Annotated in this window: 21 protein-coding genes; 8 read left to right on the top strand and 13 right to left on the bottom strand. The window is 67.1% G+C overall.

What is annotated here, in order from left to right; all coding sequences use genetic code 11:
• Positions 1-47 precede the first annotated feature (47 nt).
• The 4 genes from B0684_RS04260 to B0684_RS04275 all read right to left on the bottom strand — a co-directional run bounded on the left by B0684_RS04260 (position 48) and on the right by B0684_RS04275 (position 4063).
• The gene (locus B0684_RS04260) at positions 48-431 is read right to left on the bottom strand and encodes a hypothetical protein (protein WP_018170103.1); all 384 of its coding nucleotides are present in this window, start codon (positions 429-431) and stop codon (positions 48-50) included.
• A gap of 207 nt (positions 432-638) precedes the next feature.
• The gene (locus B0684_RS04265; protein ID WP_018649915.1) at positions 639-1664 is read right to left on the bottom strand and encodes a sensor domain-containing diguanylate cyclase; all 1026 of its coding nucleotides are present in this window, start codon (positions 1662-1664) and stop codon (positions 639-641) included.
• A gap of 55 nt (positions 1665-1719) precedes the next feature.
• A complete protein-coding gene (locus B0684_RS04270) occupies positions 1720-2499 on the bottom strand; it encodes a hypothetical protein (RefSeq protein ID WP_018649916.1) in 780 nt (259 codons plus the stop codon).
• A 7-nt stretch (positions 2500-2506) separates the two neighbouring features.
• Positions 2507-4063 carry an EAL domain-containing protein gene (locus B0684_RS04275; protein WP_018649917.1) on the bottom strand — a complete coding sequence of 519 codons (1557 nt, stop codon included), beginning with the start codon at positions 4061-4063 and terminating at the stop codon, positions 2507-2509.
• Between the two features lie 199 nt (positions 4064-4262).
• Between B0684_RS04275 and B0684_RS04280 the strand changes: the two genes are divergently transcribed.
• A complete protein-coding gene (locus tag B0684_RS04280) occupies positions 4263-4442 on the top strand; it encodes a hypothetical protein (RefSeq protein WP_018649918.1) in 180 nt (59 codons plus the stop codon).
• On the opposite strand, the gene B0684_RS04285 is transcribed toward B0684_RS04280, so the two are convergent.
• A complete protein-coding gene (locus B0684_RS04285) occupies positions 4422-5378 on the bottom strand; it encodes a pentapeptide repeat-containing protein (protein WP_018649919.1) in 957 nt (318 codons plus the stop codon). The two genes, B0684_RS04280 and B0684_RS04285, sit on opposite strands and share 21 nt — an antisense overlap.
• Positions 5379-5463: 85 nt before the next feature.
• A complete protein-coding gene (locus B0684_RS04290) occupies positions 5464-6390 on the bottom strand; it encodes a patatin-like phospholipase family protein (protein WP_018649920.1) in 927 nt (308 codons plus the stop codon).
• An 83-nt stretch (positions 6391-6473) separates the two neighbouring features.
• On the opposite strand from B0684_RS04290, the gene B0684_RS04295 reads away from it, so the two are divergent.
• From B0684_RS04295 to trxC, 3 genes are all read left to right on the top strand, one after another.
• Complete coding sequence (locus B0684_RS04295) at positions 6474-7115, top strand: hypothetical protein (protein ID WP_198928521.1); 642 nt, start codon at positions 6474-6476, stop codon at positions 7113-7115.
• Between the two features lie 38 nt (positions 7116-7153).
• On the top strand, positions 7154-8032 hold the full coding sequence (locus B0684_RS04300) for a cupin-like domain-containing protein (RefSeq protein WP_018649922.1): 879 nt from the start codon (positions 7154-7156) through the stop codon (positions 8030-8032).
• A gap of 361 nt (positions 8033-8393) precedes the next feature.
• Positions 8394-8828, top strand: a complete 435-nt coding sequence (gene trxC / locus B0684_RS04305; protein ID WP_026304746.1) for a thioredoxin TrxC — start codon at positions 8394-8396, stop codon at positions 8826-8828.
• 58 nt (positions 8829-8886) lie between these two features.
• Here trxC and B0684_RS04310 read toward each other — a convergent pair whose 3' ends face one another.
• Both B0684_RS04310 and B0684_RS04315 read right to left on the bottom strand, forming a co-directional pair.
• Positions 8887-9243, bottom strand: a complete 357-nt coding sequence (locus tag B0684_RS04310) for a hypothetical protein (RefSeq protein ID WP_018144230.1) — start codon at positions 9241-9243, stop codon at positions 8887-8889.
• A gap of 52 nt (positions 9244-9295) precedes the next feature.
• A complete protein-coding gene (locus B0684_RS04315) occupies positions 9296-10288 on the bottom strand; it encodes an MDR family oxidoreductase (RefSeq protein WP_018649923.1) in 993 nt (330 codons plus the stop codon).
• A 172-nt stretch (positions 10289-10460) separates the two neighbouring features.
• Between B0684_RS04315 and B0684_RS04320 the strand changes: the two genes are divergently transcribed.
• Complete coding sequence (locus tag B0684_RS04320; RefSeq protein ID WP_018170091.1) at positions 10461-11897, top strand: sensor domain-containing diguanylate cyclase; 1437 nt, start codon at positions 10461-10463, stop codon at positions 11895-11897.
• Positions 11898-11912: 15 nt separating this feature from the next.
• Here the strand turns inward: B0684_RS04320 and B0684_RS04325 are convergent, their stop codons facing one another.
• The 3 genes from B0684_RS04325 to B0684_RS04335 all read right to left on the bottom strand — a co-directional run bounded on the left by B0684_RS04325 (position 11913) and on the right by B0684_RS04335 (position 13946).
• The gene (locus B0684_RS04325) at positions 11913-12236 is read right to left on the bottom strand and encodes a hypothetical protein (protein WP_018170090.1); all 324 of its coding nucleotides are present in this window, start codon (positions 12234-12236) and stop codon (positions 11913-11915) included.
• A 138-nt stretch (positions 12237-12374) separates the two neighbouring features.
• Positions 12375-13118, bottom strand: coding sequence for a class I SAM-dependent methyltransferase (locus B0684_RS04330; RefSeq protein WP_018170089.1), 744 nt, complete (start codon positions 13116-13118; stop codon positions 12375-12377).
• A gap of 123 nt (positions 13119-13241) precedes the next feature.
• The gene (locus B0684_RS04335; RefSeq protein WP_018649924.1) at positions 13242-13946 is read right to left on the bottom strand and encodes a TVP38/TMEM64 family protein; all 705 of its coding nucleotides are present in this window, start codon (positions 13944-13946) and stop codon (positions 13242-13244) included.
• A gap of 136 nt (positions 13947-14082) precedes the next feature.
• Between B0684_RS04335 and B0684_RS04340 the strand changes: the two genes are divergently transcribed.
• Both B0684_RS04340 and B0684_RS04345 read left to right on the top strand, forming a co-directional pair.
• Positions 14083-15615, top strand: coding sequence for an AAA family ATPase (locus tag B0684_RS04340; RefSeq protein WP_018649925.1), 1533 nt, complete (start codon positions 14083-14085; stop codon positions 15613-15615).
• A gap of 134 nt (positions 15616-15749) precedes the next feature.
• On the top strand, positions 15750-16211 hold the full coding sequence (locus B0684_RS04345) for an RT0821/Lpp0805 family surface protein (protein WP_018144223.1): 462 nt from the start codon (positions 15750-15752) through the stop codon (positions 16209-16211).
• Positions 16212-16232: 21 nt separating this feature from the next.
• On the opposite strand, the gene B0684_RS04350 is transcribed toward B0684_RS04345, so the two are convergent.
• Positions 16233-17597, bottom strand: coding sequence for a diguanylate cyclase (locus B0684_RS04350; protein WP_018649926.1), 1365 nt, complete (start codon positions 17595-17597; stop codon positions 16233-16235).
• Positions 17598-17839: 242 nt separating this feature from the next.
• Between B0684_RS04350 and B0684_RS04355 the strand changes: the two genes are divergently transcribed.
• A complete protein-coding gene (locus tag B0684_RS04355) occupies positions 17840-18328 on the top strand; it encodes a response regulator (RefSeq protein WP_018144221.1) in 489 nt (162 codons plus the stop codon).
• A gap of 24 nt (positions 18329-18352) precedes the next feature.
• Here the strand turns inward: B0684_RS04355 and B0684_RS04360 are convergent, their stop codons facing one another.
• Positions 18353-19363 carry an adenosine deaminase gene (locus tag B0684_RS04360; protein ID WP_018649927.1) on the bottom strand — a complete coding sequence of 337 codons (1011 nt, stop codon included), beginning with the start codon at positions 19361-19363 and terminating at the stop codon, positions 18353-18355.
• Positions 19364-19389 lie beyond the last annotated feature (26 nt).

Genomic DNA, 19389 nt, shown 5'->3' on the forward strand with positions numbered 1-19389 from the left:
GCGTCAACGCGGCGCGGTTCAGTGGGGCGCCGGTACGGGCGGAGATGTCAGCGCGGGCGTTCGCCGGAATCGAGTTGATCCAGCGGGTCGTGGGCGTCCTCGCGCTGGCGGACGCGTTGTTCGTGTGTCCGGGGGTCGGTAAGGGAGGGATCCGCTTGCACGTTTCGCACGACCAGGAAGGTCCATACCGTCGCAAACACCCACAGGAACAGACCGATTGCCAGCGGGAAGCCGCCGTAGCCGGAGATGCCGGCCAGGCCGGTCAGCAGGGCATAGGCGATCGACACAAGGGCGGCCGCCCAGGCAATGGCGATCGGCGCGGCGCAGCTGTGGGCGGCGGCGCCGTAGCGGTACGCCGCCACCGGTGGCAACACGATGCCGAGAAAACGGTAGAGCGCAGGTTCCCGCGCGGGTTGATGCAGGCTGGTCATGTCGATCCCTCCCTCCGGGGTGCCGCTTTCCCCGGAGTCTGGTCCGAATCCGGGATGTTTTCCACGTGGCCCGGCGCCCGCTGCGCGAGGACTGGACGTGGATCACGGCCCTGGCGCTCGGCCCGGCCGCGGATGGACTGCGTTCCGGCCCCTGCGCGGGGCGCGGTCCGGTTGCTATCCGTTCAGATCACCGGCGATGGGGATGGTTCAGGGCCTGGGTTTGGCGGTGTCGGCCGCGGCAATGGCGACCCGGTCGCGCCCGCCGCGCTTGGCCTGGTACAGGGCGCGGTCCGCGGCCTCGACCACCTGCGTGGCGTGGCGGGTCTCGTTGGGGGTGAGGCAGCCGACCCCGGCGCTGGCGGTCAGTGTGGGGGCCACGCGGGAACTCGCGTGCGGGATCGCCTCCTCGCGGATGCGCTGCAGGCAGCGCTCGGCCAGCGCGTGGGCCGCGTCGATATCGGTGTCCGGCAGGATCAGTACGAACTCCTCCCCGCCCAGGCGTGCCAGCAGGTCCTGTTCGCGGCCGACGATGCCGGCGAGGCAGGTGGCGATCCGCTGCAGGCAGCCGTCGCCGGCCGGGTGGCCGTAGCGGTCGTTGTATTCCTTGAAATGGTCGATATCGAGCATGATGGCGGAGAGCGGGCGCTGGTCGCGCCGGGCGTGGGCCCACTCGCGTTCGAGTACGAGGTCGAACTGCCGACGGTTGGCGATGCCGGTGAGCGAGTCGCGGTAGGACAGGGCCTCCAGTTCGGACTTCAGGCGCAGTAGTTCTTCTTCCTGTTGCTTGCGCTCGCTGATGTCGAACATGAAACCGACCAGGGCCTCCACCTCGCCGTCCCTGCGCACCACGTGGACCACATCGCGGATCCAGATGTAGTGCCCGTCCCGTGTCAGGGCGCGGTAGTCCGCCTCGTGGTCGACCCCGGACTGCGACTGGGTGACGCAGAAGTTGACGACCGATTCGCGATCGTCCGGGTGCATGCGCTCCACCCAGTCGTCGATGCTGACCCAGCTCTCCGGCGTCCAGCCCAGCAACGCCTCGATCTGCGGGCCGATGTAGGTGAAGCGCATGGTGGCCCAGTCGATCCTCCACGGGATGGCGCGGGTGGATTCCAGCAGCGTGCGATAGACGGTGCTGTCCGGTTCCATCTCGGGGTGCGTGGTGGGCGATTCGATGCCCGGTCCCGGGGCCGTCCCTGTGTTCTCCGGCTGGTCGGCTGCGGTCGCGTTCATGGCGAATCAAGTCCTTCTTTGGGGCGCAGGCGGTATTGCGTGGTGGTTGGATTGATCAGCTGGCGGCGAGGGGCTGGATCAGCAGCTCGATCTGCGGGGAGAACGCCTCGCTGCCGAGGTTCCCGGCCGGAGTGGTGGTGCCGAAGACGCGCAGGACCAGGCGTTCGGGGGCGACCCCGGCGTTCTCCAGGCGGCGGCCCGCCGCCATCGCATCGTCCTCCGTGCCCTCCGATGAGGTGTCGGATGCGTCCATGCCGTGTCCATGCGCGATGACGGTCACCAGGCTGGCACCAAACTCGTCGAGCAGCCGGCCGATGGTATCCAGTGCGCGGGCTTGGTCCGCACCTTCCGGCAGGGTCACGCGGATACCCGAATCCTGATGATCGATCGCGCTGGGTTGTCCGGACAACTCCTGGCGCAGGCGGGCCCCCAGGACGTCCATGTAGTAGCCCAGGCGGCCGGGGTCCAGGGTTTCGTGACCCTGTTCCCTCAGGAAGACGCGTCGTTCGCTTTCGGCGCTGGACGAGCGGGCGATGTGCAGGCCCAGCGACGGTTCGGTGGGTTCCGTCGAGCGGGTTTCCGTCTCCGTCTCGGTGTCCGTATCCGTACCTGCGGCCGTGTCCGTGTTCGTATCCGTTTCGGGCTGGTTATCGGTGCCTTCGGGTGGCGTCGTATCGGTTTCCGGCGCGGCGGGTTCGGAGGCGGGGCGGTCGCCAGTGGGAGCCGGTGCATCCTGCTCCACCGGCAACAGGGCACAGCCCGAGGCCATCGCGGACAGTAACAGGGGGAGCGCCAGGATTCGGCCCGAGCGACGGGTGTTCGAAGATTGGAACATGGTCTCCTCAGTGTTGGCGGCACCAGTCGAGGAAGGCCTCGGCGGACAGGGGACGGCTGAAGTGGTAGCCCTGTCCGCCTTCCACGCCCTGCGCGCGCAACCATTCCACCTGGTGGGCCGATTCGATGCCCTCGGCGACGATCTGCAGATTGAGCGAGCGGGCCATCTCGATGATGTGGCCGATGACATGGCTGGTCACCGCTTCGTGGGCGATGGCATCGGCAAAGGTCTTGTCGATTTTTAGTGTATCGAGTTCGAAACGTTCCAGGTAGGAAAGGCTCGAATATCCGGTGCCAAAGTCGTCGATGGCGATGTGGTGGCCGCGCCGGCGCAGTTCCCGCAGGCGGGCGCGTATGGCGTCTTCGTTGAGCAGGGAGCGTTCGGTCAGCTCCAGCTTGATCGCGGAGGGTGCGACACCTGCCTCGCGCAGGGCCTTGCGCAGCGCATCCCCGAAGCGGTCGGAGGCCAGGTCGTGGCCGGTAATGTTGAGGTTGATGGTCTGCTCGGGATGCGCCCGCAGGTTGTCGCCGAGATCGCGGAGGATCGCGCGCAAGATCGCCAGGGTCAGATCGGTGGCCTGCCCGGTGTCCTCGGCGAGCGGCACAAAGACATCCGGGCGGATGGTCTCGTCGCCCTCGCGATGCCAGCGGGCCAGGGCCTCGGCACCCCGGCAACGGCCGTCGGCGAGGTCGACGATGGGCTGGTACTCGACACTCAGGCACTCGTTGGCAATGGCCTCGCGCAGCTCGCTGGCCAGGCTCAGGTGGCGGCGCAGGTAATGCAGGACCAGGAGTAGCCAGAGGGTCACCAGGAGCAGCCCGAAGATGCCCGCCACGATCAGGGTGGAAAGGTAGCGATCCCAGAAGGCCGCCAGCGGCTGCACGGCAATGATGTCGACAGGGAAGATCGTGTCCAGCGAGAAGCGGCTGACGATGCGTCCCTGGGCGCGGTCGACGCTCAGGCCAATGGGGGTGGCGGCGGGTGATGGCAGGTCGGCGTCAGCGGGATAGCGGCTCATGGGAAGGCCTTCGACCCACAGGCCGACCCGCTGCTTGTCCAGCAGGCCCGGACTGATCAACAGGCGTGGGTCGATCGCGACATCATGCTGGCCGAAGCGCATCAGGAACAGCTCCACACCGCCCACGGCGGTGTCCGCGCTCGGCCACCAGGCGACCACGCCGGTGTCGTAGATGCGGCTGGCACGCGGTGGTGTGAGGGCCTCGCCCTGGACAAACCCCGCACCGCACTGGCGTTCGGCCGCGCGCCAGTAACCGATGGCACGCACATGAGGCCGTGCGATGGCCGCGTCCTGAAGGCGTTCCAGGTGCTCCGGGGAGCAGGGTTCCAGATCCAGCTGGTTGAGGCTGTCCAGTAGTTCGCGGGCGTCTACCAGCGCGGCTTCGGTCTGTTCGCCCAGACGCTGGGAGAGTTCGGCCAGGCGCTTCTCCTCGGCGACCACGGATTCCTGCCACAGGAACCAGGCCAGGGCGGCGAGCGGCAGCAGGATGCCGAGCAGGGTCGCGGCGGAGACCGAGAGCAGGACCTTGTCGCGTCGGGTGACCATATTCACCAGGGGCCGGGATCGAACGGATTGAGAGTAGCACGGGGCGGACCTCAGGCCGGTACCCGTAATGTCACGGAGATTCGGCAACGTCTATGGTCAGAATGAGGAGTCCGTGTCGGGAGGTGTTGCCATGAACCAGGATCGGAAAGAGGGCGGAGATGGGGGCGCGACGATGTCGCACGAAACATCCGGAACGCGAATGCCGCAGGCCCTGCGCAGCCGGATCAGCATGCATGACGGTGTCACCGATTGGTGCGACTGCTGTTCCTGCGAGGCCGAGCCGTACTGGGCGGAGGTGGCCGAGGAGCTGGGAATCGATCCGGATCTGGGCGTGGCACGTGGAGGGCGCGCCCGCGGGTCAGTCGCAGCTCCCGACTGAGTCACGGGCGCAGATGCGGCCGTCGGTCCAGATGCTGCGGCTTAGGTAAGCAGCGTCCAGCCGGGCACCGGAGAGGTCGGCATTGGTCAGGTTGGCGTGGGCGAGATTGGCACTCTCGAGGTTGGCGTCGACCAGGCGAGCCTGGATCAGGTCCGCGCCGGTCAGGTTGGTTCCAGCCAGATTCGCGCCCTCCAGTCCGGCCAGGGCGAGGTCCGCGAAACGCAGATCCGCGTCGGTCAGCCGTGCACCATGCAGGCGCGCGCCGGCCAGGCGGGTGCTGTGAAGTGACGCGCCCGTCAGGTCGGCACCGCGCAGGTCGGCGCCGGCCTTGTCACAGTAGTTCCAGTTGACCCCGGGCCCCGCGGCTTGTTCGCAGTTGGGCCCGGAGTCACGCTCGAAGGCAATCCCGAAGGCGAGCAGCAGGCCGATGGCCAGGGTGACTGCAAGGCCACCCGCGATCCAGGGCCGCGGCCCGCGGACCCACTCACTCCAGGGCGGCGCCGGCCGTTCCAGGATCTCGGCCCATTGTTGGCGATGGGAGATCGTCGCGGGCGATTCGGGACAACGGCGGTCCCCCTTGCGGCGTTCGCGGATCTCGGCGGGCGGGTTGTCGTCGCGCCGTTCCCGCCGGCGTTCGTCCTCGCGCAGGCGGGCCTGCTCCAGGCGTTCGCGGCCCTCCGGGGTGTGGGCGTTCTGCAACTCTTCGGGGATCAGGTGAGGGCGCTGGTCGATGCGCCACCAGGTCTCGCGGTCGAGGCTGACCTGGTCATCCGGGCGCAGCCGGCCCAGGATCAGGAAGCGGCCGATCGAGCGCTGAGGGTAGGGCCCGCAGACCTGATCATCGCGTCGGGTAAACCACAGCTCATGGCGTCCGTCGCCGGTTCCCGGGGGCGGATCTTTTGCGTCTGGCCGGGGATCGGGGTTATCGCTGGTCACGGTTCTTGCTGGCTTCCCTTGGCACCGCGTCCGTTACGGTGGATGCCGCGAGTATAGGGCATGAAACCGGGCTTCTGGGCACGGATTACCGGCTGGGGGCCGGGGGCTGGATGCCCCAGGCATCGAGCTGGGCGCGGAGTTCCCCGGCGGCGGGCTCCGCCTTCTCCAGGATTTCGTCGATCCGGTTGAAGTGCAGCAAACGGATGCCACCAGTGTCCGGTACCAGGTAGAGATCCGGCGGGTCGAGGCGGGTCATGTGGCGGATGATGGAGCCCTGCATGATGCTGAAGCTCTTGAACAGCAGGTCGGTGATGCCGATCTCCTCGGTGGCGTTCGGCGAGCCATTGCCGGACACGTCCACGGCGATCACGTAGTCGTATTCGCCCTGCAGCAGATCATAGGGCAGAGGATTGGAGGCCCCGCCGTCGATCAGGGTCTGGCCGTCGTCGTGCCGGACCGGTTCGAACAGGCCGGGCACTGCCATGCTTGCCTCGATCGCCAGGAAAAGGTCGCCCTGGTCGATCACCACGCTCTCGCCGGTGCGAAAGTCGGTGGCGACCACGGCGAAGGGGATGCGCAGGTCGTCGAAGTCGCGCGCCTCGGTGTGCTCGGCGAGGAAACGCAGGAACTCGCCCGAATCGAACAGGGCATTGCGGCCCAGTCGCAGGGGGACCAGGTCCAGCAGCTTGATCTCGGAGCGCGCCAGCCCGGTCAGGGCATCAAGCTCGGATCCGGAAAAGTCGTCGAACAGGTCGAAGATCTCGTCGGCATCGAGCCCCGCGGCGTACAGGCCGCCGATCACGGCGCCGATGCTGGTGCCGGTGATGCGGTCGGGCAGGACCCCCCGGTCGTCGAACACCTGCAGCATGGCGATATGCGCCAGCCCCCCGGCCCCGCCCGAGCCCAGCGCCAGGCCAATGGTGGGGGTGGGCGGTTCAGCGGTGTCCGCAGCCAGTGCGACCGGGGCGGTGGCCAGGAACAGGGCGAGGAAAAGGAACGACAGCCGTCTCATGGGGCGATGCGTTTCCGGGGCGTGTGGGTGTCATGCTGCTACCCTGAGCCCGAATGCACGGACGGGCAAGAAGAGGGTCGCGCATGCGGGTCACAACAGGGAGTGGCGAGAGGGTCCCCCGCGCCTTCAAGTGGAGCTATCTCGCCTTCGTTCTGGTGCTGGTTCCGGTGTATGCCGTGGTGCATGGCTGGTTCAATTTCCTCTGGTTTTCCAATGTGGCGTTACTGGGCGGGCTGCTGGCGGCCTGGCTGGAGAGTCGCCGGATCGCGAGCATGATGCTGGTGGCCGTCGTGCTTCTGGAGCTGGGCTGGGTGCTGGATTTCCTGCTGAGCATGGCGGTCTGGGGCTGGGCCCCGCTGGGGGTTGTGCACTACATGTTCAACCCCGAGATCCCGCTGTTCGTGCGCCTGCTGTCGCTTTACCACCTGCCGCTTCCGTTCGTGCTGATCTGGATGGTCTGGCGTCTCGGGTATGACCCCCGTGCCTGGCGTTACATGGTGGGGCTGGGCTGGGTCATCCTGTTGCTGACCTTCGCGCTCGCGGATGCCGACAACAACGTGAACTGGGTGCTGGGTCCGGGTGGGCAGGTGCAGGAGTGGATGCACCCTGTTGCATGGCTCGCGGTGGTCATGGCGGTATGTTCCGGGGTGTGGTGGCTCACGCATCTGCTGTCTGCCTGGCTGTTGCCGCAGCGCAGCATCGCGCGCTGCGGGCGGGCTTGGTAGGCTGACGGGCTTCCCCGAGCGAGGAAACGGGAGCGGAAATGATCGAGACTACGCCGGTAGAGCGGGTCGGGCTTGTCGAACCGGACACGTTCCTGCGGCAGTACAAGGCGGTCGCGCAACCGGTGATCCTGGAGGAGCTGACCCGAGAGTGGCCGGCACGGGAGCGCTGGACACCCGACTATTTTCGCGAGGTCGCCGGGGATGCCGTGGTGCCGCTGTACGACAGCCGGCCCGCGCGCGACAACGAGCATCAACACGCCGCGTCCCTGCACATGCCGCTGGCGGAGTATCTGGACCTTCTGGAAGGGGGCGAGCGCGATCTGCGCCTGTTCTTCTTCAACCTGTTTGCCGCCCGGCCGACGCTGGCGCGCGACTTCGAGTTTCCCGACATCGGTTTGCGACTGTTCCGCAAGCTGCCCGTGCTGTTCATGGGCGGCAAGGACGCGCGCGTGCAGATGCACTTCGACATCGACCGCCCGGATATCTTGTTGTGCCACTTTGGCGGGCCGAAACGCGTACTGCTGGTCGCTCCCGAGTACACGCCGTACATGTACCACGTGCCTTTCTCGTTCAGTGCGCTGGCCTCGGTGGACTTCGAGGATCCCGACTACCAGCGCCATCCGGCGCTGCGGCATGTGCGGGGCCACCTGGCCGAATTGCACCACGGGGACGTGCTCTATATCCCGCCGGGGTTCTGGCACTACGTGCTGTATGACGACATCGGCTTTTCCATGGCACTGCGGGCGTTTCCGCGTGACCTGCCGAATGTCGCGCGGATGCTGAGCAACCTGCTGGTGACGCGGACTATCGAGGGCACCATGCGCAAACTGGTCGGGCAATCCTGGAACGACCGCAACGAACGCCGCGCGGTGGAACGCACCGAACACTTTCTCGCCCGGCATCCAGGGAAACACTGATTAATGTACACGCTCGCGCTCGAGTCGCTTTTGNNGCGGTGACTGCCGTGCAGTCATTCTGCACAAGGGAACCGCAACGCCGTTCCCACGCCCGTTTTTGATCAACAACGGGCGGCCGAGCCCCTGCTTTTAATGGCTTGTGGGGTTGGCACCCCAGGTTCCCCGATCCTGCGTTGCGGCCCTTGCCGGTAGAACCACTACCGGCTGCGCACCGCGCCTGGTCTCGGAAAACCTGGGGTGCCAACGCGGGCGTGTACATTGATCAGTGTTTCCCCAGCGGCCTGATGGATCCATGCACGCGCTCGCGGAGTAAGATCAGGGTGCTGGCCTTTTCTTCTTCTGCCTGGAACGAGGTGCTGCCGTGAGTGAAGCCCTGCACGTGGTCTGTCCGCATTGTGACGCGGTGAATCGAATCCCTGCGACACGGCTGGGTGCCGGCCCGAAGTGTGGCCAGTGTCATCGGTCGTTGTTCGGCCAGGATCCGCTGGAACTGACCGCCACGAACTTCCTCCGCCACCTCGAGCGTAATGAGATCCCGCTGTTGGTGGACTTCTGGGCGCCGTGGTGCGGCCCCTGCAAGATGATGGCCCCGCAGTTCCGCCAGGCCGCGGCGGACCTCGAGCCGACCGTGCGGCTGGCGAAGGTGAATACCGAGGCGGAGCCGGAGCTGGGCCGGCGGTTTGCGATCCGCAGTATCCCGACGCTGGCGCTGTTCCGCGGCGGACGCGAAGTGGCGCGCCAGGCGGGCGCGATGGGGGCGGCAGATATCGTGCGCTGGACCCAGAGCCAGGTTTAGCCGGGCAAAGGTGGCTTCGTCGCGGTCGTCAGCATCGTAGGGTGCCGACGGTAATCAATCAGCGGCTGCCCAGTTCGCGCCAGGCCTCGTGGCCGCAGCTCATGCAGTGGTATTGCGCCTCGAAATGCCCCGGCTGGTTCGCACGTTCCCGGATCGTACCGTCCTGGAAGGTGAAGCTGCGCAGGGTGCAGCGCGGGCATTTTTCGACCGGGTCGCGGGGCGCACGTGGCTCGCTGGCCGCAGGCGTGTGGGTGCCATCGGTCCTGTCGGCGGCGTCCTCGATTGCCTGATTGAGCTCCCGGGTCAACTCGGCCGTGACCCGGTGGGCGGCCTCTGTGGTGTCCTCGCGGGCCATGGCCTCCAGCTCGGCCAGACGGTCACGGATGTGCTTTAGACGGGTTTCGAGTTCGGTCACGGGCGCCTCCAGGGTGGTATGCCCAGCATAGTCGGTTCGAGTTCGACGGGGGTTAATCCAGCCGGACTACTGTACGGCCGCGGATCTGGCCCTTCAGGATCGCTTCGCCGTAGTCCGGCAGGTCTTCCAGGCCGATCTCGCTGGTGATGGCGTCGAGATCGGCCCCGGGGAGCAGAGCGGCCAGGCGCTCCCAGGTGCCCCGCCGCCGCTCGGCGGGGCACAGGACCGAGTCGATCCCCAGCAGGTTGATCCCGCGCAGCAGGAACGGCAGGACCGTGGTCTGGAGCTGCGCGCCGCCGGCCAGGCCACAGGCGGCCACCGAACGTCCGTACGCCATCCCGGCGAGTACATGGGCCAGCATGTCGCCGCCGACCGTGTCCACACAGCCCGCCCAGCGTTCGCCCAGCAGCGGCTTGGCCGGCGCGTCGGCCAGCGCCTCGCGAGCCAAGATGGTGCTGGCGCCCAGTTGGTGCAGGTAGTTGGCGTTCTCCGGGCGTCCGGTCACGGCGGTGACCGTGTAGCCCAGGCGTGCCAGGAGCCGCACGGCGATGCTGCCCACGCCGCCGGAGGCACCGGTGACCAGAACCTCGCCGGTGCTCGGTTGCAATCCGTGATCTTCCAGGGCCTGCACCGCCAGCATGGCGGTAAAGCCGGCGGTGCCCGCGGCCATCGCCTGGCACGCGCTGTATCCGGACGGCTGAGCGATCAGCCAGTCGCCGCGGACGCACGCGCGCTGGGCGTAACCGCCCCAGTGGGCCTCGCCGACACGGTAGCCGGTCAGCACGACGGGATCGCCCGGGCGGTAGCGCGGGTCCGCCGATTCGAGCACGGTCCCGGCCAGGTCGATGCCCGGCACGTGGGGATAATCCCGCACCAGGTTGCCCCGCCCCTGCAGGATCATGCCGTCCTTGTAGTTGAGCCCCGAATAGTGAACCTGGAGCAGGACTTCGCCCGCGGGCAGGTCGTCGAGGGTGAGTGTCCGGATCGTGGCCACCGGGCCGTCGGGCTGCGGTTCCAGGAGCAGGGCCTTGAAGGATTCGGTCATGCGAATCAGCGTCTCGTCAGGGAATGCAACGGCAGCCTAACAAACGGCCGTCTTTTCTGGCGCGAAGGGCGGGGAATGTTGCTAACCTCATTGAGATGGGCGAACGGGATTGCGCGTGTTCGCCGGGCGGCGTTGCGCCACGCGCCGATTGTTTCCCGTTGCGAGGATCATCATGGCGGCAGACCCCTCCGGGTGTTTCCATTCACAGATCATTGAATACGCCCCGGTCTGGGTGAATACCCTGGATCCCGAGGGGCGGGTGACGCTGTGGAATCGGGCGGCGGAACGGATCAGTGGCTATAGCCGCGAGGAAGTCGTGGGACACGCGAGTATCTGGGAATGGCTTTTCCCCGACCCGGACTATCGCGTAGCGGTCTACGCCGAGGGGCAGGCCATCATTCACGAAGGCCGCGAGATCGCGGGCCTGGAGTCCACCATCCGCACCCGTAGTGGCGAACAGCGCACGCTGTCCTGGTATGCCCAGCGGTTTTTCGATACCGAGGGCACGCTGCTTGGGGCCAGCGTGATGGGCGAGGACATCACCGAGCGCAAGCAACTGGAACTCAGGGCACAGCACCAATACCGGTTGCAGGAGGTGGTCTCGGCGATCTCCGCGCAGTTTGCGGACCTGTCGGCGGACGCGGTGGACGCGGCCGTTGTGCAGGCCCTGCAACGTCTGGGCGAGTTCTTCCGGATGGGGCGAGCCTACGTGATCTGCTTTCGCCCGGACCATGAGACGATGGACCTGGTGAGCGAGTGGTGCGCGCCCGGGGTCGGCCCCTTTCTCGACGAGATGCAAGGGATACCCATGGAGGCGCATGGTTGGGTGACCCGCCAGATTCGGCAGGGACACCCGGTGCACGTCCCCGATGTGGGTGCGCTCCCCGAGGCTGCGGTGGTGGAGCAGGCCGAGTTCCGGCGCCAGGATATCGAGTCCCTGTTGCTCATCCCGTTGATCAGTGATCAGAAGGCCTTCGGGCTTTTGGGCCTTGATTCGGTGGCCCGGCACTACGAGTGGAGCCCCGAACAGATCGCCGTGCTGCAGGTGGTAGCCGATATCATCGCCGGCACCTTCGCGCGCAAGGAGGTGGAGGCGGAGCTGGCACGCCAGGCGCGGGTAGATGGCCTGACCGGCCTCGCCAACCGGCGCGAATTCGATGCCGTGCTGGAGCGCGAGTGCGGTTCGCGGCGCGAGGTGAACCTGGCGCTGTTGATGATCGATATTGACCACTTCAAGCCGTACAACGACCGCTTTGGCCACCAGCGTGGGGATGACTGCCTGCGCCAGGTCGCGGAGGTATTGCGCGCCGCGGCACACCGGCCCACCGATCTGGTGGCGCGTTATGGCGGCGAGGAGTTTGCCTGCATCCTGCCGGACACCACGCTGGAGGGTGCGCGGGCGGTCGCCGAACGGGTGCGCCGCAAGGTCGAATCGTTGCAGCTGGGCCACCCGGATAACGTGACGGATGCGGTGACGGTCAGTCTCGGAGTATCCGCAGTCGACGGGGGGCGATCCGTGGCGCCGGAGGATCTTCTGGGGGAGGCGGACCGGCAGCTTTACCGCGCCAAGCGCGAGGGACGCAACCGGGTCTGCGCGGCGGGGCTCTGATTACCCCCGCCGGGGTTATTCTGCGCCGGCGGCGCGCGTCGGGCGTTCGCGCGGATCGGCGGAGCGGGCATCTTCGCGCTCCAGCAGGGTGACGACCGGGACCGACTCGCTGTCTTCGCTCACCAGCTGATCGCCTTCCATCCACGGTGGCGGCAGCTGCGGACGCATGTCCTGGACCTGGGCGAAATTCGGGAACTCCACCTTGGAGAACAGTTCCGCAGCGGATTCCTGCGCCTGCGGGTTTTGCAGGGTCAGCACGAAGCCGGTGGCCAGCACCAGCAGGGAAAACTGGAAGCGCTGATCGCTATAGGTGGAACGTGAACGCAGCAGGTCGAGCATTGGATGGTCTCGCGGGAGTATTACCTGCATAGACAGTACGCCCGGACGAGGGTTTCCATCAAGCAGGCCCGGTGCGGAGCGGGGCTTTGAGTCGCCACCGACCCGGGTCGTGTCAGGGGCAGCCGGGGGCGTGTTGCTTCAGGAGGCGCGGCGGCAGACCAGAAAGACCTCTTCGACGCCGTCGGTGGCGACCATGCCGGGGGTCAATTCGAGGGGCTTTTGCAGGCGCAGTCCCAGGGGCATCAGGAAGCGGTTGTAGACCTTCATCGCGACCGGCCGATGACGTTGCAGGAACCACATGCCGAGGTCATTGAGGCGCGAGGATTTGGGCTTCATGCCGAAGATTGCGCTTTGCTCGATCTGCAGGTGGTGGCGTTCCAGCAGTTGCGTCAGCTTGGCCGGTTCATAGCGCCGGTAGTGGCCGACGATGTCGTCGAACGGTGTCCAGTATTCCGGGTGTAGCGGGGTGGAGAGCAGTACCCGGGCCCCGGGTGCCGCCACCCGCGAGAGCTCGGCCAGGGCCGCCTCGTCGTCTTCCACGTGCTCCACGATGTCCAGCGCGCACACCAGGTCGAAGCTCTGGTCGGCGTAGGGCAGGGCGGAGATGGGGGCGGTGTGGGTGATGCCGCCCGCGCTTTCCAGTGCCGCCAGGGCCGGTGGGCTGATATCGACAAAGTGGGTGCCGGCGATCGGCAGGCGCGGGCGCATGCCGGGCCCGACTTCGAGCCGGCGGGTATGCGATTCGGCCAGGCTGGACACCAGGCTCCAGGTGTTGAAGCGCTCCGGGTGCACCAGACGCGTGTCCGCCCACAAGCCATCGTAGAAGCGCTGGTTGACGTCGCCGATGTCCGAATGTTGCTGCGGGGCAGTATCGTGGGTCACGCGGTGGCCGGGCTTGAGTGGTGCGCAACAGTGTAACCAACCTGACGGGTGGTCACAGGCTGACTGGGTAGACTCCGGGAAGCCGTTCTCGGTTTGGTGGGCGGGTCAGCGCCATCCGCTGTGTCATTCGTCGGTCTCAATGTGCCGTGAGTGGCGGCGCTGAATCCGGTGGCGCAGCGCGGCGCCCAGCAACAACAGCACCGCCAGCGCAAACAGGGGCAGGAGGGTTTGCGGTTGCAGGGCCTCGCCGCTCGCGAGGGCGTCGGTGGTCCCGTGGATGGCGGTGGCGTACACGCTCCATTTGACGGCGAGCCCAAGCACGGCTGCCAGCAGGAAACGGCCAAGTGGAAGGCCCAGCGCGCCGCCGGCGTAGTTGACCATCGAATGGGGAAAGCCGGGGAGCACGCGCAGCGCGATCTGCGTGGCGAGGCCACTGTGGCGGTGCAGGAAATCGGCCAGCCAGGCGTCTTCGCGGCGTTCGTGATCGGGATGGCGCGCCAGGCGGGCGGACACGCGGTACGCACCCCAGGCACCACTGACGCTACCTGCGAGGAGCAGACCGATGGCTAACAGGGGCGGATGGAACGGGGCGATCAACCAGAGGATGAGCGTGCCGGGCAGAGCAAAGGTCAGCATCAGGGCCATCAGGAGCACCAGCCCTGCCGTCGCCCAGGGGCCGCCCGCGACGGCATCGCCCCAGGCCAGCAGGCGGACCGGATCGCCGATCCGCAGCGCGATGCCGATGCCCAGCGCGATCAGCAGCACCAGCAGGCCGCGCCCGATGTTGGCGCGGGAAAACCCGTTGGGTCGGGGGCGGGGGTGCGTCATTGAGCGGGGCCTCCGGGGAGCGTCCGGCGTGATGCGGTCAGAGTAGCGGATGCGCAATCCCAAGGTTCGGTGGGCAGGTCGCATCGGCGCCGCGGATCGGTACACTCGGCTCAGGCACCCGGGGAGGAGACGCGCATTGAGCAAGAAGCTGGAGAATCAGACGGCACACAAGATCCTGCGCGGGCTCAAGTCGCACTATCCGGTGTTCTACCTTCTCGGCTGGGACGAAGATCGCATGGAGCGGCTGCTGCGTTCGGTCGCACGTTCGTTCTACGGCGAAGACGGCCACCTGGAAGTCTGGTCGGCGAGTCACGGATTTGGCGAGCACGACGACCCGAATGCCCCGACGACGGACCCGGTAGCTGCAGTGGCGCGGGTGGCGGCCGGCGAGACGGATGCCCCGCGCATGGTCCTGCTGAAGGATCTGCCCATGTGGTTCGATGACAACCCGGCGCTGGTGCGCGGAGTGCGCGACCTGTACTACCAGCTGAAGAAGGGACGCAACGTGGTGTTCCTCAGCTGCCCGTTGCTGAAGCTGCCGGAGATCCTGAAAAAGGAGGTCTTCCTGGTCGAGGTGGAGCTGCCGTCCGAGGCCGAGGTGCTGGAGCAGCTCGAACACACCCGCGGCGCCGAGGCGGTCCCGCGCGAGCAGTTGTTCCGGGTGGCGGCGGGAATGCGCGGCCTGTCGCTCAACGAGGTCGGGCACCTGAGTGCGCGGCTGTTCCGCGGCAAGCCGCTGCCCGAGGCCGACATGCTGGCCGAGATCCAGGAGGAGAAGGGCCAGATCCTGCGCAAGGAGAGCTGCCTCGAGTTCTATCCGCCACAGCGCTCGCTGGAGGATATCGGCGGTCTGGAGAACCTCAAGGAATGGGTGCGCACGCGCGCCGACCTGTTCACCGAGAAGGCCTGGAACGACAACGTCCCGCTGCCGGCCGGGGTGCTGTTCATGGGGGTGAGCGGCTGCGGCAAGAGCATGGCCGCCAAGGCGATCGCCACCGCCTGGAAGCTGCCGCTGGTGCGGCTGGACATGAGCCTGGTGCTGTCCGGCAGTTTCGGTACGCCGGAATACGCCTTTGCCCGGGCCACCCGGATCGCCGAGGAGATCGCGCCGATGGTGCTGTGGGTCGACGAGCTGGAGAACGCCTTCGGTTTCGATAGTCACGCCGCGGGCAGCGCCGGCAATGTCAACATCTTCTCCAGCTTTCTCACCTGGCTGCAGGAGAAGTCGCCCCGGGTGTTCGTGGCGGCGACCGCGAACCGCATCCAGCAGCTCCCGGCCGAGCTGATGCGCAAGGGGCGCTTTGACCAGCTGTTCTTCCTCGACCTGCCGAATGTGGAGGAGCGCAAGGAGATCCTGCGCATCCACGTCGAGCGTCACGGCGGCAACCTGGAGGACTTCAACCTGAACTACATGGCGGCCAGCACCGAGGACTGGAGCGGGGCCGAGATCGAGCAAGCGGTGAAGTCGGCGCGGATCGACGCCTACCAGGAGGGGCGGGTGTTCAACCAGCGCGACGTGATCCGCAACGTCATCAACACGGTACCGCTGTCGCGGACCATGGTGGAGCAGATCCGCGAGATCAAGAGCTGGGTCTTCCAGCGCGCAATCAATGCCTCGAAGCCGGAGCCGAAGGGCGCCGCGTCCGGCCCGCCGAAGCCGCCCGGCTGACCGCCGAGCCTGGTTTTCCGGGCGCCGGAGAGTGGGCCCCGGGTGGCCTATACTCCGGTCAGGGGGACGCCAGAGCCGGTACGGGTCCCGGTCCCCCACGGGTTCAGATACGGGTCGCCGGTGGAGGAATGCTCATGTGGCGCAATGTTTCTTTCGCGATTGTCCTGGCGGCGGTCCTGGGTCTCGGCGGCTGTGCGACCTATCAGGGGTCGCAGGAACAGGCCGGGATGGTGATCGGCGGCGTGCTGGGGGGCGTGCTTGGCTCGCAGGTCGGCTCCGGGCGTGGCCGGACCGCGGCGATCATTGCCGGCACCCTCGCGGGGGCGGCGATCGGTGGCTCGGTGGGCCAGTCCATGGACGAGGTCGACCGGTTGAAGACGGCCCAGACCCTGGAGAGTGTGCGGACGGGTGTGCCCTCGCGGTGGGTCAACCCCGACAGCGGCAACCAGTACACCGTGGTGCCGACGCGGACCTACGAGACCACCGCCGGCCCGTGCCGCGAGTACACCATCGACGCGGTGATCGGAGGCCAGACCGAGCAGGTGTACGGGACCGCCTGTCGGCAGCCGGACGGCAGCTGGCGTATCCAGGGCTGAGTGGCGGGCCTGGTCCGCGTCTCAGACAGACGGTTCCGGGGTCGGTTGCACCGGCCCGGGCGAGTCGGCGGCGGCGTGGATGTCCTTGCAGTCGGATTCGGCTCCAGCATCCAGGGTGCGCGAGACGACGCAGTCACGCCCCTCGCTCTTCGCCTGGTAGACGGCCTGGTCGGCGACCCGGAAGAGGTCGTTCATGTCCACCTCGCGACCGCAGGGACGACTGGTCACGCCGAAGCTGGCGGTAATGGTCAGTCCGGCGGGCTGGAGTTCGCGCAGTTGCTGGCGCAGCTCCTCGGCACGGGTATGGGCATCGAACAGGTCGCACTCGGGCAGGACCAGCAGGAATTCCTCGCCGCCGAAGCGCAGGGCGACATCGACCTCGCGCCCGGTGGTACGTAGCAACTCGCCCACACCAACCAGGACCTCGTCGCCCACCAGATGGCCGTGGCTGTCGTTGATCTGCTTGAAATGGTCGATATCCAGCAGGATCAGGCTGAGGGCCATGTCCTTCTGGTTGGCTTCGGTGAAGAAGCGTGCGGCGCATTCGGCCAGGACATTGCGATTGCGCAGGCCGGTGAGGGGATCGATCATCGCCATGTCGTAGAGTTTCTGGCGCTGGCCTTGCACTTCCTCGAGCAGGCGCTTGTTCGCCAGGAGGTTGCCGATGCGGGCGCGGACCTCGTCTTCCAGCACCGGCTTGGTCACGAAGTCGTTGACCCCCAGGCGGAAGAGCTCGGCGCGTCGGTTCGGGTCGTCGAGGCCGGACATCGCGACGATCGGCAGGCTGGTCTTGTCGGGGAAGCGGTGGCGCAGGCGGCTGACCAACCCCATGCCGCTGATGTCGCCCTCGACCAGGATATCGCTCAGGACCAGATCCCAGGTGGCCTCGTCGAAGGCATTCAGGGCGGCGGAGGCGCTCCGAAAGTGCGCTACTTCCAGACCCATGCCTTCGAGGATGCGAGTCATCACCCGGGCGACGGTGGGGCTGTCCTCGACATACAGCACATGCCCCTCATGGGCGTGTTCCACCGGCCGGCCGTAGCGTGCGGCCTGGTGGAACAGGTCACGGATGTTGGTCTTGTCGTGGAGATCGGTGGCGCCGGCCTCGAAGGCCGCGCGGCGTATGTCGTGGTCCTGCTTGGTGGTCAGCAGGATCAGCGGCAGATCATGGCCGGCGGATTTGGCGCGTGCCTGGCGGCAGAACTCGATCCCGCTCATGTCGGGCAGGGTAATGGAGGCGCAGACCAGCTCGAGGTCGTCTTCCTCGATGCGGACGAGGCCCTCCGCACCACTTGCGGCCATGATCGGCTTGTGTCCGGCGGCCAGGACCATTCGGCTCCACAGCGCCCGGAATACGCGGGAGTGGTCGACGACCAGGATCTTCATGGCGGGCCGTCCATTGGGCGGTCTCGCTGGGGCGCGGCCGTGCCCGGCGGCCGGAGCGTGTCTGCCGTCATGCTGGGCCCTGACTCCATTCAGTGATCCGCAGGCAAATCCGGATAATGCGCGTCTTCGCACCGGGCTTCAAACGGGCCGTCAAGGCGCGCTGGACAGCGCGTGCGGGCACGGGAACAATGCGGTCATCTGGCGTGCGACGAAACACTACGCCCAGGGGAAAGGAGTCCGGCATGAGCTACATGCAGCGAATGGGGAGTCTGCTGCGGTTCGGCAAGGCCGGCGAGCGGCGTACAAAGGCACGCCAGGAGGCCGCTCGCGGGCTGCGGGTGTTGGTGGTGGATGATTCGCGCACGGTGGTCGCGCTGCTCACCAGCATGCTCAAGCAGAACGAGCTGGAGCCGATTGGCGTCGGCGATGCCGAGGAGGCGCTGGCTTTGGCGCGCGAGAATCCACCGGACCTGATCTTCCTGGATATCCTCCTGCCCGGGATGACCGGGTTTGCCATGCTGCGTCAACTGCGCCGGGACCCCGCCACCGCGAAGGTGCCGGTGATCATGATCAGCGGCAACGAGGACGCGGTCGAGCAGTTCTTCCTCGATCGCATCGGCTCCGACGACTTCATGAAGAAACCCTTCGGCCGCGGAGAGGTGTTCACCCGCATCGAGCGCCTGGTGGCGAAGGGGCGTCTTCCGGCCCGCCCGACGCGCTTCTCCGGATAGGAATCCCGGACCCGCACTCGCGGTTCAGGCGGCCTGCCGGGCCCGCCAGTCGCCGATCTCGTCGTGCAGGCGCTGTTTTGCGCTGGCTTCCAGGAACGCGGCGTCGACGGCGTTGCGTGCCAGTTTTTCCAGGTCATCCAGGTCCAGCTGCAGGGCCGCGGCCGTGGCGCGGAAGTTTTCCCCCACGTAGCCGCCGAAATAGGCCGGGTCATCCGAGCTGATGGTGACGCACAGCCCCGCGTCCATCAGGCGCTTCAGGTTGTGTTGTTCCAGGCGCTCGAACACGCACAGCTTGATGTTGGACAGCGGGCAGACGGTCAGCGGGATCTGCTCCCGCGCCAGGCGCTGCATCAGGTCGGGGTCCTGCTCGGCCTGGACGCCGTGGTCGATGCGCGCGACCTTGAGCAGGTCCAGTGCCTGCCAGATGTAGTCCGGTGGTCCCTCCTCGCCGGCATGCGCCACGGCGGGGAATCCCTCGGCCCGCGCGCGCTCGAACACGGCCTGGAATTTCTCCGGCGGGTTGCCCAATTCGGCCGAGTCCAGCCCGACTGCGTGGATGTGCTCGCGCCAGGGCAGGGCGGTCTCCAGGGTCTCCATCGCGGCCTCGGCGCTCAGGTGGCGCAGGAAACAGAGAATCAAGCGGCTGGTGATGCCGAGTTCCCGTTCGCCGTCGGCCAGCGCGCGGTGGATGCCGTCGATGACCGTCGCGAAGGGCACGCCGCGTTCGGTGTGGGTCTGCGGGTCGAAGAAGATCTCGGTGTGGCGGACGTGGTCGTCCCGGCAGCGTTCGAGGTACGCCCAGGTCAGGTCGTAGAAATCCTGCTCGGTCAGCAGGACGCAGGCGCCCGCGTAGTAGATATCCAGGAAGGATTGCAGGTCGTGAAACTGGTAGGCGGCCCGAACCTCCTCGACCGAGGCATACGGGAGCTCGACATTGTTGCGCTCGGCCAGGGCGAACATCAGCTCGGGTTCCAGGGAGCCCTCGATGTGCAGGTGCAGCTCGACCTTGGGGAGCGTGGCGATGGCGTCTTGCATGGCGGGATCCTGCGGTGTCGGGGAGG

Source organism: Thioalkalivibrio versutus (assembly GCF_001999325.1).
GTDB lineage: Bacteria > Pseudomonadota > Gammaproteobacteria > Ectothiorhodospirales > Ectothiorhodospiraceae > Thioalkalivibrio > Thioalkalivibrio versutus.